Origin of the sequence: Catenulispora sp. EB89 (genome assembly GCF_041261445.1) — a bacterium.
Taxonomy (GTDB): domain Bacteria; phylum Actinomycetota; class Actinomycetes; order Streptomycetales; family Catenulisporaceae; genus Catenulispora.
Genome location: NZ_JBGCCU010000003.1, coordinates 446,426 through 460,652, shown reverse-complemented (window position 1 = coordinate 460,652; position 14,227 = coordinate 446,426). Strand labels below are relative to the sequence as shown.

12 protein-coding genes are annotated in these 14,227 nt (G+C 72.8%); 9 read left to right on the top strand and 3 right to left on the bottom strand.

The window, feature by feature from the left end; genetic code table 11:
- Nucleotides 1-29: 29 nt before the first annotated feature.
- The 6 genes from ABH920_RS08820 to proB all read left to right on the top strand — a co-directional run bounded on the left by ABH920_RS08820 (nt 30) and on the right by proB (nt 8,829).
- Nucleotides 30-854, top strand: coding sequence for a TIGR03936 family radical SAM-associated protein (locus tag ABH920_RS08820; protein WP_370348558.1), 825 nt, complete (start codon nt 30-32; stop codon nt 852-854).
- A gap of 244 nt (nt 855-1,098) precedes the next feature.
- Nucleotides 1,099-5,028 carry an Rne/Rng family ribonuclease gene (locus tag ABH920_RS08815; protein WP_370348381.1) on the top strand — a complete coding sequence of 1,310 codons (3,930 nt, stop codon included), beginning with the start codon at nt 1,099-1,101 and terminating at the stop codon, nt 5,026-5,028.
- Between the two features lie 387 nt (nt 5,029-5,415).
- Nucleotides 5,416-5,736 (top strand): 50S ribosomal protein L21, encoded by a 321-nt coding sequence (gene rplU / locus ABH920_RS08810; RefSeq protein ID WP_370348557.1) that lies wholly within the window; start codon nt 5,416-5,418, stop codon nt 5,734-5,736.
- 14 nt (nt 5,737-5,750) lie between these two features.
- Nucleotides 5,751-6,008, top strand: coding sequence for a 50S ribosomal protein L27 (rpmA, locus tag ABH920_RS08805; RefSeq protein WP_194916870.1), 258 nt, complete (start codon nt 5,751-5,753; stop codon nt 6,006-6,008).
- Between the two features lie 101 nt (nt 6,009-6,109).
- Nucleotides 6,110-7,612 (top strand): GTPase ObgE, encoded by a 1,503-nt coding sequence (obgE, locus tag ABH920_RS08800; protein ID WP_370348380.1) that lies wholly within the window; start codon nt 6,110-6,112, stop codon nt 7,610-7,612.
- Nucleotides 7,613-7,701: 89 nt separating this feature from the next.
- Nucleotides 7,702-8,829 (top strand): glutamate 5-kinase, encoded by a 1,128-nt coding sequence (proB, locus tag ABH920_RS08795; RefSeq protein ID WP_370348379.1) that lies wholly within the window; start codon nt 7,702-7,704, stop codon nt 8,827-8,829.
- A 154-nt stretch (nt 8,830-8,983) separates the two neighbouring features.
- Here proB and ABH920_RS08790 read toward each other — a convergent pair whose 3' ends face one another.
- The 3 genes from ABH920_RS08790 to ABH920_RS08780 form a co-directional block, all read right to left on the bottom strand.
- Nucleotides 8,984-10,045, bottom strand: coding sequence for a hypothetical protein (locus ABH920_RS08790; protein WP_370348378.1), 1,062 nt, complete (start codon nt 10,043-10,045; stop codon nt 8,984-8,986).
- Nucleotides 10,042-10,560: a SigE family RNA polymerase sigma factor gene (locus tag ABH920_RS08785; protein WP_370348377.1), complete on the bottom strand. Its 519-nt coding sequence runs from the start codon at nt 10,558-10,560 to the stop codon at nt 10,042-10,044. Before ABH920_RS08785 ends, ABH920_RS08790 begins: the two co-directional genes overlap by 4 nt.
- A 172-nt stretch (nt 10,561-10,732) precedes the next feature.
- Nucleotides 10,733-11,557, bottom strand: coding sequence for a MerR family transcriptional regulator (locus ABH920_RS08780; RefSeq protein WP_370348376.1), 825 nt, complete (start codon nt 11,555-11,557; stop codon nt 10,733-10,735).
- A gap of 90 nt (nt 11,558-11,647) precedes the next feature.
- Here ABH920_RS08780 and ABH920_RS08775 point away from each other — a divergent pair, with 90 nt between their 5' ends.
- The 3 genes from ABH920_RS08775 to ABH920_RS08765 all read left to right on the top strand — a co-directional run bounded on the left by ABH920_RS08775 (nt 11,648) and on the right by ABH920_RS08765 (nt 14,201).
- Nucleotides 11,648-12,082, top strand: coding sequence for a hypothetical protein (locus tag ABH920_RS08775; RefSeq protein ID WP_370348375.1), 435 nt, complete (start codon nt 11,648-11,650; stop codon nt 12,080-12,082).
- Nucleotides 12,083-12,225: 143 nt separating this feature from the next.
- Complete coding sequence (locus ABH920_RS08770) at nt 12,226-13,485, top strand: glutamate-5-semialdehyde dehydrogenase (protein ID WP_370348374.1); 1,260 nt, start codon at nt 12,226-12,228, stop codon at nt 13,483-13,485.
- 161 nt (nt 13,486-13,646) lie between these two features.
- Nucleotides 13,647-14,201: a hypothetical protein gene (locus ABH920_RS08765; RefSeq protein ID WP_370348373.1), complete on the top strand. Its 555-nt coding sequence runs from the start codon at nt 13,647-13,649 to the stop codon at nt 14,199-14,201.
- The last annotated feature ends 26 nt before the right edge of the window (nt 14,202-14,227 follow it).

Here is a 14,227-nt window from a genome sequence, read left to right as displayed (position 1 = left end):
CCCGAGGAGACCCAACCCCCGTGGCCCGCATGCCCGACGGTCCTCCGCCGCCGCCGACCGTTCAGAAGCTTCGGATCCGCTACGCCAAGCGTGGGCGGCTTCGCTTCACCAGTCACCGTGACATTCAGCGTGTTTTTGAGCGGGCGTTGCGGCGGGCTCGGGTGCCGATGGCGTACTCCGCGGGGTTCACGCCGCATCCGAAGGTGTCGTGGGCCGGGGCTGCGCCGACCGGGGTGGCCAGTGAGGCTGAGTACGTCGAGATCGGGGTCACTCGGGCGTTGGTGCCTGCTGAGCTGGCCGCTGCTTTGGATGGCTCGCTGCCTGCTGACCTGGACATTCTGGAGATCGTGGAGGCCGCCACTCCGAACCTCATGGAGCGGCTGGAGGCTTCTGTGTGGGAGATCCGACTGCCGGGGGTCGAGCCGGCGGCGGCGGTTGCCGCGGTTGCTGCTTTCGCCGCCGCGGACGAGGTGTTGGTCGAGCGGATGACCAAGAACGGGGTGCGGACGTTCGACGCCCGGGCCGCTGTGACCGCGATCGAGGCCGACGCGGCGGGTTTTGTTTCCGCTGGTGAGGGCGGTGTCGGCGAGGGTGACGGGCGTGGGGATCGACCCTGTGCGATACTGCGACTAGTCGTGCGGCACCTGACACCCGCCGTGCGGCCCGACGACGTCCTTACCGGACTCGCTCGTGTGGCAGGCCTGGTGCCGCCCGTCCCTCCCCAGGTGACGAGGCTGGCGCAGGGGCCGCTGCGGGACGGGTCCGACGCGACGCCGGCCAGTGTGAGCGTGGAGGCGCTGTCCGATCCCCTGGATCCGGACCGGGTCGCCGCGGGGTCGGCGGGCGACCGGTGAGAAGGCCGGTGACGTCCAGAGTTCGACCCAACCAGACTTCTCGTCAGGTCGGCGGCCGGCCCGGATAACGCCGGCCGCACCGACTGGACGAGGCGAAGACCACAACAGCCACCTGTGTGGCGCCGCAGAGCACCCGGATCTGTCAGGGATTCGCCGGGGAGTGCCCATCGCCCGCTGATCAGCGGGGAACGATGTGGGGCACCGCTTCGCGTGCGCCCGGGGGCATGACGGGAGAACCGCCCGGATGCTCGACAACGAGCCCACCGGCGTCCCCGGCGAACAGCCGGACCAGACGTCAGACGCGCAGGACGCGGCCGCCACGGCCGCCACGAACGAAGGCGAGGCGCCCCAGCGCCAGCGCCGGAGGGCGGCCAGCCGCCCGGCCGGCCCGCCGGTACCCCCGGCGGAGGGGTCCGAGGCCGCGGCCTCGGACGACGCCGAGCCGGAAAGCAAGCCCAAGCGGGCTCGCAAGACGGCGGCCAAGAAGGTCCCCGCCCCGGAGCCGGCCGCCGAGGCGGCCGAGGCCGGAGACGCACCCGCTGCCAAGAAGACGACGCGTACCCGTGCGCGCAAGAAGGCCGCCGAGGCCGAGCCGACTGAGGCGAGCCAGCCGCAGGACGCCGGCGCCGATGCGGGCGCTGAGCCTGCTGCGGAAGCGTCCGGCGCGACCGCGAAGAGCGCGCCGACGCGTACCCGGCGGCGTGCCACGTCGGCCGGTACCGCCGGGGAGCAGACGACCACGGCCGAGACCGGCGAAGCGAGTGAGGCCGCGAGCGGCCCGGTCGCGCCCGCCGAGCAGGCCGACACCGCGACCGCCGGGACCACCGCGACCACCGCGCCCCGCACCCGCACCCGCCGCCGTGCGACCTCCGCCGGAACGGCCGCCGAGCAGGCGAGCGCCGAGGCGTCCGCCGCCGCGCAGGGCACGACCGCGGCCCCGCAGAACGCCGGGCCCAAGAACACCGAGCCCGAGGCCGTAGGCGCCGGCGCCGGCGACCAAACCGCCGCCGAAACCGCCTCCCGCCCCGGCCTCACCTCGCCCTTCGCGAACCCCTTCGCGGCCCCGCAGCTCCCGGCCACGGGCGCCAAGGCGGCCAAGAAGACCGCCCCGGCCCAGGAAACCCCGGCCGAGCAGCCCGCGAAGGCCGACAGCGCGCCGGCCGCCAAGGCTGCCAGTGCTGCCAACGCCGCCACCAAGTCCGACACCAAGTCCGACACCGCCGCGCAGTCCGAGCCCGAGCAGGACTCCGACGCCAAGCCCAAGCGCACCCGCCGCCGCGCCGCGTCCGCCCCGGCGGGCCCGCCGCGTGCGCAGGAAGCTGCCGAGGCGCAGCAGGACGAGCCGGACGAGCAGCCGGCCGAGCAGGACCGGCCGGCCAAGCAGGACCGCCAGGACGGCCGCACCCGCCAGGACCGTCAGGACGGCCGCACGCGCCAGGGCCGCCAGTCCCGGCAGGACCGCCAGGACCGCCAGGACAAGGACCGGGGCCAGCAGCCCCAGCCCGCCGCCGCCCAGGACGCAGCGGCAGCCGCCGCGGCGGCGACCGCCGCGGCCGCCGAGCCCGTCGACCTCGACAGCCTCTCCCCGGCCGAACGCGCCCGCGCCATCATCGCCGCCCGCGCGGCGGCCCCGGCCGCCGGCGTCCTGTTCCAGGCCCCCGACCTGGCCACCGTCGCCGCGCAGCAGGCTGCCGCCAAGGCTGCGAAGGCCGAGTCGACCGACGCCGAGGCCGAGGAAGAGCCCGAGGCCGAAGCCGAGGAGGAGCCGGCCCCGACGCGCCGCACTCGGACGCGCAACCGCAACCGCAATCGCGCCGAGCAGGCGGAGCCCGCCACCGCCGAGTCCGCCGAGGCGGAGGCCGAGGACGAGGGCGACGAGGACGACGACGAGGGCACCGGCTCCTCCAGCCGCCGCCGTCGCCGGCGTCGCCGCCGCGCCGGTGGCGAGTCCGTCGAGTCCAGCCCGGACGACCCGCCGAACACTGTCGTCAAGGTCCGCGAGTCCCGCGTCCGCAGCCGGGACCGCAAGGGCGGCGGCCTGGTCGCCGACGACGACGTGCAGGGCGTGCGCGGTTCGACCCGCCTGGAGGCCAAGAAGCAGCGCCGCCGCGAGGGCCGGGACACCGGCCGCCGCCGCGCGCCGCTGATCACCGAGGCCGAGTTCCTCGCCCGGCGCGAGAGCGTCGAGCGGGTCATGGTCGTGCGCCAGAGCGGCGACCGGACGCAGATCGGCGTGCTGGAGGACGGTGTCCTCGTCGAGCACTACGTCAACCGCGCGCAGTCCGCGTCCTACGTCGGCAACGTGTACCTGGGCAAGGTGCAGAACGTGCTGCCGTCGATGGAGGCCGCGTTCGTCGACATCGGCAAGGGCCGCAACGCCGTGCTGTACGCCGGCGAGGTCAACTTCGACGCGGCCGGCATCACCGGCCAGGCCAAGCGCATCGAGAGCGTCCTGAAGAGCGGCCAGGCGGTCCTGACCCAGGTCACCAAGGACCCGATCGGCCACAAGGGCGCCCGGCTGACCAGCCAGATCTCGCTGCCCGGCCGCTACCTGGTCTACGTGCCCGAGGGCACCATGACCGGGATCAGCCGCAAGCTGCCGGAGAACGAGCGCAACCGCCTCAAGGCGATCCTGAAGGCGGTCGTCCCGGAGAACGCCGGGGTCATCGTCCGCACCGCCGCCGAGGGCGCGACCGAGGACGAGCTGCGCCGCGACGTGGAGCGGCTGTCCGCGCAGTGGGAGGAGATCCAGCGCAAGGCGGCCTCCTCGGCCAGCTCGGCGCCGACGCTGCTGTACGGCGAGCCGGACCTGACCGTGCGCGTGGTGCGCGACATCTTCAACGAGGACTTCAGCAAGCTGATCGTCTCCGGCGACCAGGCCTGGGACACCATCCGCGAGTACGTCGGCGGGGTCGCCCCGGACCTGGCGCCGCGGCTGGAGCGCTGGACCTCCGAGCAGGACGTCTTCGCCGTGCACCGGGTGGACGAGCAGCTGGCCAAGGGGCTGGACCGCAAGGTCTGGCTGCCCTCCGGCGGCTCGCTGGTCATCGACCGCACCGAGGCGATGGTCGTGATCGACGTCAACACCGGCAAGTTCACCGGCTCCGGGGGCAACCTGGAGGAGACGGTCACCCGCAACAACATCGAGGCGGCCGAGGAGATCGTCCGCCAGCTGCGGCTGCGCGACCTCGGCGGCATCATCGTCATCGACTTCATCGACATGGTCCTGGAGTCCAACCGCGACCTGGTGATGCGCCGCCTGCTGGAGTGCCTGGGCCGGGACCGGACCAAGCACCAGGTGGCCGAGGTCACCTCGCTGGGCCTGATCCAGATGACCCGCAAGCGGGTGGGCCAGGGCCTGCTGGAGGCCTTCTCGGAGACCTGCGACAAGTGCAACGGCCGCGGGGTGCTGGTGCACATGGAGCCGGTGCCGGTCGGCCACGGCCACTCGCCGGAGGACGCCGAGCGCGACGGCCGGGGCCCGCAGGGCCGCGGCGGCCGCCAGGGCGAGCAGGCCCGCTCCGAGGGCCAGAACGGCGCCGAGGACGAGCACGAGGGCGGCCGCGGCCGGCGCAAGCGGCGCAAGTCGCACGGCCACGCCGACCGCCAGCAGCACTTCGACCCGCAGTACGACGTGGACGGCGTGCCGGAGGAGTTCCAGGACTTCGCCGACGGCGAGCACGCGGACGCCGGTCCCGTCACCGTGACCAAGGTGACCCGGGTCGCCGCGGTCGACGGCGACCACGACGACGCGCACGACGACGTCGATCAGGACGACGAGGCCCAGGACGAGGCCGCCGAGCTGTCCGAGCACAGCGACGTGGAGCACATCCCGAGCCACGCGCACGTGGTGGCCCCGGTGGTGACTCCGGGCGACGTGGTCGCCGCCGAGGAGGCCGACGTCACCGAGCGGCTGGCCGCCGGGGACGCCCAAGCGCACACCGTCTACGTCCCGCACGCCGGCGGCGACGTCAGCGTGGCCGAGGCGGACCGCGAGGAGACGGAAGCCGAGGCCGCCGAGCCGGTCGCGGTGGCCGTGTCCGCCGCGTCGGCCGCCGGAGTCACCGAGGGCGCAGAAGCCACCGAGTCGGCCGAGGACGCGCCCAAGCGGCGCGGCCTGCGGGTCCGGCGCGCGGCCAAGCGTCCCGCCGGCCCGCCGGCGGCGCACAGCTGACAGCACGGCTGACAGAACAGCACGACAGCACAGCACGACAGCGCGGCCGGCCGGGCCCCACGAAGCCCGGCCGGACCGCACGGCCCAGCAGCACCAACCGCCGGGTCGGCTCCGATCCGCACCGGCCGGTGCCGGACCGGGTCCCGGTTTGACCCTGAGGCGTGGACTTCCGTACCCTTGAGCTTCGGCATGCGATACGTGTGCCCGGCATCCGTAGGGCCCCTGCGCAAGCAGCGGCGGCCCGGATGATGATCGGCTCGATGGGTCGTCAGTCCGTATACCTCGCAAGAAGTGTCGGACGCTCGTGACCAGCAACTGAGTTGGTCAAGCAGAGTGGACAGCAGACCTGATCGACCCACAGTCGACGAGAAGAGAGTGAGTTTCGCGGTGTACGCGATCGTCAAGAGCGGCGGACGGCAGCACAAGGTGGCTGTCGGCGACGTCGTCGAGGTGGACCGCCTCCCGGGCGCCCCGGCCGGCCAGGAACTGGAACTGTCGGCGATCCTGCTCGTCGACGGCGACGCCGTCACCTCCGACCCGTGGGTCCTGGAGGGCGTGAAGGTCAAGGCCGAGGTGGTCGAGGAGACCAAGGGTCCGAAGATCCACATCCTCAAGTACAAGAACAAGACCGGCTACCGCGTGCGCAAGGGCCACCGCCAGAAGCACACCCAGATCAAGATCACCGCCATCGACGGCGGCAAGAAGTAAGGGCGGGCTGACACATGGCACACAAGAAGGGCGCATCGTCCTCCAAGAACGGCCGCGACTCCAATGCCCAGCGCCTCGGCGTGAAGCGCTTCGGCGGTCAGAACGTCAACGCCGGCGAGATCATCATCCGCCAGCGCGGCACCCACTTCCACCCCGGCCTGAACATGGGCCGCGGCAAGGACGACACCCTGTTCGCGCTGGCCGCGGGCAAGGTGGAGTTCGGCACGCTGCGCGGTCGGCGCGTCATCTCGATCGTCCCGGTGGCCGAGTAACCGCCACCGGCGACTGACCGCTTCGAGGAGCGGGCCGGGGAATTCCCCGGCCCGCTCCTTCGTGTTGTAGTACCTATACGGAAAGCAAGGAGGCGCTGACCATGGCGACTTTCGTCGACCGCGTGAAGCTGCATGTCACGGCCGGGAACGGCGGCCACGGCTGCGCCTCGGTCAAGCGCGAGAAGTTCAAGCCGCTGGGCGGCCCCGACGGCGCCAACGGCGGCCGCGGCGGGGACATCGTGCTGGTGGTGGACCCGAACACCAACTCGCTGCTGGACTACCACTTCTCCCCGCACCGCAAGGCCGGCAACGGCAAGCCCGGCGGCGGCGACTTCCAGACCGGCTCCAACGGCGCCGACCTGGTGCTGCCGGTGCCCTCCGGCACCGTGGTCAAGGACGGCTTCGGCGAGGTGGTCGCGGACCTGGTCGGCAGCGGCACCCGGTTCGTGGTGGCGCACGGCGGCGTCGGCGGCCTGGGCAACGCGGCGCTGGCCACCTCCAAGCGCAAGGCCCCCGGCTTCGCGCTGCTCGGCGAGCCCGGCGAGGAGGGGGAGTTCGCGCTGGAGCTGAAGTCGGTCGCCGACGTCGCGCTGGTCGGCTACCCCAGCGCCGGCAAGTCCTCGCTGATCGCCGCGATGTCCGCGGCCAAGCCGAAGATCGCCGACTATCCGTTCACCACCCTGGTCCCGAACCTGGGCGTGGTCAGCGCCGGGGAGTCCGTCTACACCATCGCCGACGTGCCCGGCCTGATCCCCGGCGCCTCCGACGGCAAGGGCCTGGGCCACGAGTTCCTGCGGCACATCGAGCGCTGCGCGGTGCTGGTGCACGTCCTGGACTGCGCCACGCTGGAGACCGACCGCGACCCGATCTCCGACCTGGACGTCATCGAGGCCGAACTGCGCGCCTACGAGGACTCCCGCGACGAGAGCGAGTGGGGCATCTACGGCCGGCTCTCCGAGCGCCCGCGTCTGATCGTGCTGAACAAGACCGACATCCCCGAGGGCAAGGACCTGGCCGACATCGTGCGGCCGGAGCTCCAGGCCCGGGGTCTGGACGTGTTCGAGGTCTCCGCGGTCTCCCGCGCGGGACTGCGCGAGCTGTCCTTCGCGCTGGCGAAGATCGTGGACACCGCCCGCGAGTCCCGCGTCGAGCCGGAGCCCGAGCGCATCGTCATCCGCCCCAAGGCGGTCGACGAGGTCGGCTTCACCATCTCCTACGACGAGGCCGAGGACGCCTACTTCGTGCGCGGCACCAAGCCCGAGCGCTGGGTGCGCCAGACCGACTTCAACAACGAGGAGGCGGTGGGCTACCTGGCCGACCGGCTCAACAAGCTCGGGGTCGAGGTCGAGCTGGTCAAGATGGGCGCGAACGAGGGCGACACGGTGGTCATCGGCGACGGCCCGCGCGCCGTGGTCTTCGACTGGCAGCCCTCGATCCCCACCGGCGCGCTCGGCGTCACCGCCACCGGCGGCCGCCGTGGCGAGGACCCCCGCCTGCACCTGCACGAGGACCGGCCCACATCGCGAGACGCCGAGTATCGCAAGGCGCACCGGCGCCGTGCGAATGGGACAATCGATGTGTTCGCCCCCGAGGACGACGAGTAACCCGCCACCGGCGCGATCCGCCGGCCGGAAGTCGACTGGAAGCCCCGGAGAAGCCCGCGAGAAGCCGAGAGTAAGGGTTCTGAGCAACCGTGTCCGGCCAGCTGCGTGAAGAAGTGTCCGCCGCCCGGCGGATCGTGGTGAAGGTCGGCTCCTCGTCGCTGACCACCGCCGTCGGCGGTCTGTCCGGCGAGCGGGTCGACGCGCTGGTCGACGCCATCGCCTCGCGCCTGGAGGTGCCGGGCACGCAGCTGGTGCTGGTGTCCTCCGGCGCCATCGCCGCCGGCCTGGCGCCGCTGGGCCTGCGCAAGCGCCCCAAGGACCTGCCCACCCAGCAGGCCGCCGCCTCGGTCGGCCAGGGCCTGCTGGTCGGCCGGTACACGGCCTCCTTCGCGCGCTACGGCCGCACCGTCGGCCAGGTGCTGCTCACGGTCGACGACACGACGCGGCGCTCGCACTACCGCAACGCGCACCAGACGATGGCGCGGCTGCTGGACATGAACGTCCTGCCGATCGTGAACGAGAACGACACGGTCGCCACCCACGAGATCCGCTTCGGCGACAACGACCGGCTGGCCGCCCTGGTGGCCCACCTGGTGCACGCCGACCTGCTGGTCCTGCTCTCGGACGTCGACGCGCTCTACGACGGCGACCCGGCCAAGCCCGGCACATCGCAGGTCGCCGACGTCCGGGGTCCGGCGGACCTGGCCGGCATCTCCATCGGGGGAGCGGGCCGGGCCGGGGTCGGCACCGGCGGCATGGCCACGAAGGTCGAGGCCGCGCGGATCGCCACCGAGGCCGGCATCCCGGTGGTGCTGACCTCGGCCGCGCACGCGGCCCGCGCGCTGCGCGGCGAGGTGGTCGGCACGCTGTTCCACCGGACCGGTTCGCGCACGCCGACCCGCCTGCTGTGGCTGGCGCACGCCGCCGACACGCGCGGCTCGCTGCGGCTGGATCCCGGCGCGGTGAAGGCGATCGTCGAGCGGCGGCTGTCGCTGCTGCCGGCCGGCGTGACCGGCGTCGAAGGGTCCTTCAACGCCGGGGACCCGGTGGACCTGGTGGACGACGCCGGGGTCGCGGTCGCGCGCGGGCTGGTGAACTACGACGCGAGCGAGCTGCCGGAACTGCTGGGGCGCTCGACGCGGGAGCTCGCGGCGGCGCTGGGGCCGCAGTACGAGCGGGAGCTGGTGCACCGGGACGACTTGGTCGTCCTGCGCTGAGGCGCTGAGATATCGCGACATCGAGACGCTGAGATATCGGGGCACTGAAACGCTGAGACGCTGAAACACGGAGACGCCGAAACACGGAGACGCCGAAACACCGAGGCACCGCCGACGCCACACGCGTCGACGGTGCCTTTTCCGCGGTGCGGACCTACGGCAGGACGCTGGTCGTCCAGTTCGCCGGGTCGTTGCCGAGGGAGATGATCCGGTTCAGCAGAGCCTGTGCGCCGCCCGCCGCCTTCAGCGGTGCGGGCTCGGGGTCGGGGGAGCTGACGCACACCGTCAGCCCGTTGGAGTCGGCGCAGGTGTTCTTGTTCTGCGGCGGCACCGCGTCCCCGATCTTCATGGACCCGATCTTGAACGCCTCGACCATCACCACCGGGGCGGTGCTCGGGTTCGGCCCGGCCTGGATCAGGAGGTCGCCGTTGGTGTTCCCGCCGATGCGATCCACGCCGCCGCCGGTGATGGTGAGCCCCGCGGGCAGGTCCGTGAGCCGGAACGGCAGGGGCTGCGAGTGGTCCTGCCTGATGATGTGCGCGGCGGCCTTGAGCGTCTGCTCCTTCCAGTCGGCGCGGGCCGGGACGTTCATGGCGACCAGCGTCATCCACTCGCCGCTCGGCAGCTGCCAGGACAGGCTGGCGAAAGGCTTGGCGGGGCCGGCGCTGTCGACGAGCTGCCCGTTTCCGTAGCCGGCCCAGTAGGCCTCGCGCGCTCCGGGAACAGTGGCGGGGATCTTCTCGGTGGGCACGCCGCTCTTGTTGCCGGGCGCGACAGTGTCCTCACGTTCCGATTGGAGGCTCAGCGCGAACCCGGCGCCGTCGTACGCCGACACCGTGCCCTCGTTCTTCCCCAGGCCGCCCGCACCGCCGCCGTAGGCGCTCATCCCGCTCGGGAGGTAGCCGAACTTCCAGCCGACGGTGACCGCGCCGTGGACGTCCAGGTCGGGCGGAAGAGTGGTCACGGCGGCCGGAGCGGTCGTCGAGGAGCTCGCGGGCTCGGCCACGCCGCCCTGGTGCCCGGCGCTCCCGGCCGGCGCCAGCACCCCGACCGCCAGCGCGGTCGCCGCCACCGCCGCGGTGCCGCCGCTGATCGCCGCCATCCGGCGCCGGATCAGGCTGTGCCGCCCCTGGTGCAGGACGTGTTCCAGGTCCATCGCGGGCGGTTGGTCCGACTCCGCCATCGTGCGCAGGGCCGTCGTCAGGTCGTCGCTCATCGGGTGATCCCTTCGAGTTCGATAGCCGCCGCGGGGGCCAACAGCACTCGCAGCCTGGCCAGCGCTCGCGCTGTCTGGCTCTTGACGGTGCCGGTGGAGCAGCCCAGAATCTCGGCCGCCTCCTCGACCGACAAGTCGCAGTAGTAGCGCAGCACCACGGCCGCCCGCTGCCGCGGTGCCAGCCGGGCCAGCGCCGCGCGCAGATCGAGGGAGGCGTCGGCGTCGAGTGTCGGCGCCTCCCGCTCGATCGGGCCGCGGTGCAGGAACGTGAAGCGCGACCAGCCGGACTGCCGCTCGTCGAGGTAGACGTTGACCAGGATCCGGCGCGCGTAGGCGTCGACGCTGTCGGCGCGGGAGGCCCGGCCCCAGTGCCGGTACAGCCGCACGGCGGCGTTCTGCGCCAGGTCGTCGGCCCGGTGCCAGTCCCCGCACAGCAGGTAGCCGACGCGGGTCAGCCAGGCCGAGCGGGCCTTGAGGTACTCCGTGAACTCCGCGTCGCGGTCGGGTTTCGCCATCAGGCTCGCACTCCTCGCGCGTTGTGCCGGCCCGGACAGGCGGCTGGGTGGGGAGCGGTGCCGGTCGGCCCCGCTCGCTGACACCCTCCTGACTGGGGCGGCCGGGGGTTCGGTTGCCTGCGGACCGCTGCGATTTCGCGGCGCTCGGGCGCTCGATCAGCGCAGCGCTCTGTCAGCTCCCGACCCGGAACACCGGCCAGCACACCTCGGTGCGCCACCGGGCCTTGTCCGGCGTGTCGTGCTGCCCGACGAGGTAGTACTCGCGGATCGGGCCCTGGACGGCCAGCGCGTGGCGCTCGACGTACCGCGCCAGGGCTCCGTAGGCCCGGTCGGACTCGATCGGCGGCCCGGTGTGCTCGATGATCGCCAGCTCCGCCGCCGGCACGGTCAGGGGCCGGACCCGGCCCAGGGCGCGGACCGGGCCTTCGCAGGGGACGAAGATGGTCACCTCGCCCAGGTGCTCGGTGAACACGGCGTCGGTGAACAGGCCTCCGGCCGGGCCGGTCGGGGTCAGGTTCTGCCCGGCGACCGTGGCGTAGAGCTCGCCCAGCGCGCCCTGCATCCACGCGGTGCCGTCGTCGATCGCCACGGTGTCGGTGACCGCCGCCGCCTGGACGGCCGGGGCCTCGCGCAGCGTGATGTCCGGGACGGCGGCGGTCGCGCCGGGCGCCAGCAGGTCCCGCAGCGAGGACACCGCGCGCTGCGTCCGCCCCAGTTCCGCCTCCAGCCGGTTCAGGTGCGCGGCGATGTGCCGGTTCCGGGTGTCCACGTCGGGGGCGTCCATCACCGTCCGGATCTCCTCCAGCGGCATCCCCAGTTCCCGGAACCGCCGGATCACCTGCGCGGCGGGGATCTGCGCGGTGGAGTACCGCCGGTAGCCGGTGGCGGGATCGATCTCGGCCGGCTCCAGCAGTCCGACGTCGTGGTAGTGCCGGAGCGTCTTGACGGTCAGGTGGGTGGCGCGCGAGAAGTCGCCGATCGACAGGAACAAGGACATGGTCCGATTGTGGGGCCTCCCCCTACCGGAGAGTCTTGTCGGTTCGCGGTGCTTGACCCTCCGGTGACCGGCGGACCGAGAGTCATGGCCATGACGAACTCCACCAAGAACACCATCCAGAACACCATCGCGAACCTCACCACCGAGATCCAGACCGTCGTCGACCGCTATCTCGCGGTCTGGTCCGTCGGCGATCCGGCCGACCGGGCCAAGGCCGTCGAGGAACTGTGGTCGGACCGCGGCATCGAGTACATCGAGGGGCGGCAGTACTTCGGCCGCCCCGCGCTCGTCGAGCGGGTCGCCGAGGCCTACGAGGCCTTCGTCGCGAACGCCGCCTACACCGCCGTCGGCGGCGAGGACGTCGCGGTGCACGGCGACGTCGTCTCCTTCACCATCCGGCTGGACCGCGCGCAGGGCCCGGACGCCGGCGAGACCGCCTGGTCGGCTCGGGTGTTCCTGGTGCTGGACGAGGACGGCCGGGTCCGCGAGGACTACCAGCTGACGGTCCAGCCGCTGGCGGCGTGACCGGGGTCGACCGAAATCGACCTGGACCGGCCGGGACCGAACCTGGACCGGCCGGAGCCGAACCGGGATCGGCCGGGGCCGGCGGGGCGTCTCGACAGGCGAAATCCTCTCGGGACCGCCCCCGCTCGGCCTAGGCTGGACCCATGACGGACCTGCAGACCGAAGTCCTGGACGCCGCCCGCCGGGCCAAGAAGGCCGCCGCCGACCTGGCCCAGCGACCGCGGGGCCAGAAGGACGCGGCCCTGCACGCCATGGCCGACGCGCTCGTCGCCCGCACCGCCGAGATCGTCGAGGCCAACGGCCGCGACACCGAGCGTGCGCGGGAGGGGGGCTCGGCGGCCGGGTACATCGACCGGCTCACCCTCACCGGCGCGCGCGTCGCCGCCATCGCCGAGGCGCTGCGCCAGCTCGCCTCGCTGCCCGACCCGGTCGGCGAGAGCGTGCGCGGCGGCGTGCTGCCCAACGGCATCGAGCTGCGGCAGGTGCGGGTGCCGCTCGGCGTGGTCGGCATCATCTACGAGGCGCGGCCCAACGTCACCGTGGACGCCGCCGGCATCTGCCTGAAGTCCGGCAACGCCGCGCTGCTGCGCGGGTCCAGCTCCGCCAAGGACTCCAACACCGTGCTGGTCGCCGTGATGCGCGACGCGCTGGTCGCCTCCGGCTTCCCGGCCGACGCCGTCCAGCTGGTGCCCGGCGACTCGCACGAGGCCGTGACGCACCTGATGAACGCGCGCGGGCTGGTCGACGTGCTCATCCCGCGCGGCGGCGCCTCGCTGATCCGGTCGGTGGTGGACAACGCGCGGGTCCCGGTGATCGAGACCGGGACCGGCAACTGCCACGTCTACGTCGACGCCTCCGCCGACCTCGACCAGGCGCTGAGCATCCTGATCAACGCCAAGACGCAGCGCTACAGCGTCTGCAACGCCGCCGAGTCGCTCCTCGTGCACGCCGACGCCGCCGAGGCGTTCCTGCCGAAGGCGCTCGCCGCGCTGGCGGAGCACGGTGTCACGGTGCACGGGGACAAGCGGGTCGCGGCCTTCTCCGCGGCCGTCGTGCCGGCCACCGAGGAGGACTTCGCGGCCGAGTACGAGTCGCTGGACCTGTCGGCGGCGGTCGTGGACTCGGTGGACGCCGCGATCGACCACGTCAACGCCTACAACACCGGGCACACCGACGTGATCGTCACCCGCGACCTGAACGCGGCCCGGGCGTTCCAGCTGCGGGTGGACGCGGCGGCGGTCGGCGTGAACGTCTCCACGCGCTTCACCGACGGCGGCGAGTTCGGCTTCGGGGCGGAGATCGGCATCTCGACGCAGAAGACCCACGCGCGCGGCCCGATGGGGCTGCCGGAGCTGACGTCGACGAAGTACCTCATGACCGGCGACGGCCAGATCCGGGAGTGACCGGCGTGCGCCGCGCCCGCCGGATCCGGGAGCGGTCCGTGCAGCCGGGCACTGAATCAGGTGTGCAACGGGGCCGGATCAAGTAGCCTTTCGCCCATCATGTCCGTGTCGCGGTCCGGGGGAAGTGGGCCGTGCCTGAGCTGGGTTGGGGAAGGCCGTCCGTGGCCGAGGACAAGAACCAGAACGCCGAGGACCCTGGTGACGCGCCGATACTCTCCGAGCGGGAGTGGGCTGAGTTCGAGCGCTCCTTCACCAAGGAGTCCACGAAGACCGCGACCTACAAGGAGCCTTCGGCCCGCCAGCGCGAGCTGAGCGAGAAGTGGCGCAGACAGCGCCCCCACGACGGCGGCTGGCGCACCGACGGCACGCCGACCGACCTCAGCGAGGTCCCGGCCCCGGCCCGGGACAAGAGCGTCCCGATCGACTACGGCACCAGCCGCCGCCGGCGCTGGCGCCGGAACGTGGCCTGGGTGGTGCTGGCCGCGCTGGTGACGTCGGCGATCATCGGCGTGCCTCGGCTGTTCTCGTCGTCGAAGGCCGGGAACGACCGGAACCCGAACGTGCCCCCGGCATCGGGGACGCCCGGGGGATCGGGGAGTACCAGCAGCGCGAGTACGTCGGTCTCGGCGTCGGGGCAGGACGCGGTGCGCTTCTCGGTGTCGGGGCGGGATTACCAGTTGGTGATGCTCGCGCCGGAGGACGGGCAAGGCGTCTGATTCGCGGCGGCGGCGCCTCGTCGCCG

Excerpts from the sequence above, each read along its gene's own strand:
- ABH920_RS08820 (WP_370348558.1), top strand. The coding sequence starts at position 30 with ATGCCCGACGGTCCTCCGCCGCCGCCGACCGTTCAGAAGCTTCGGATC.
- ABH920_RS08815 (WP_370348381.1), top strand. The coding sequence starts at position 1,099 with ATGCTCGACAACGAGCCCACCGGCGTCCCCGGCGAACAGCCGGACCAG.
- rpmA (WP_194916870.1), top strand. The coding sequence starts at position 5,751 with ATGGCACACAAGAAGGGCGCATCGTCCTCCAAGAACGGCCGCGACTCC.
- obgE (WP_370348380.1), top strand. The coding sequence starts at position 6,110 with ATGGCGACTTTCGTCGACCGCGTGAAGCTGCATGTCACGGCCGGGAAC.
- ABH920_RS08790 (WP_370348378.1), bottom strand. The coding sequence starts at position 10,045 with ATGAGCGACGACCTGACGACGGCCCTGCGCACGATGGCGGAGTCGGAC.
- ABH920_RS08785 (WP_370348377.1), bottom strand. The coding sequence starts at position 10,560 with ATGGCGAAACCCGACCGCGACGCGGAGTTCACGGAGTACCTCAAGGCC.
- ABH920_RS08780 (WP_370348376.1), bottom strand. The coding sequence starts at position 11,557 with ATGTCCTTGTTCCTGTCGATCGGCGACTTCTCGCGCGCCACCCACCTG.
- ABH920_RS08775 (WP_370348375.1), top strand. The coding sequence starts at position 11,648 with ATGACGAACTCCACCAAGAACACCATCCAGAACACCATCGCGAACCTC.
- ABH920_RS08770 (WP_370348374.1), top strand. The coding sequence starts at position 12,226 with ATGACGGACCTGCAGACCGAAGTCCTGGACGCCGCCCGCCGGGCCAAG.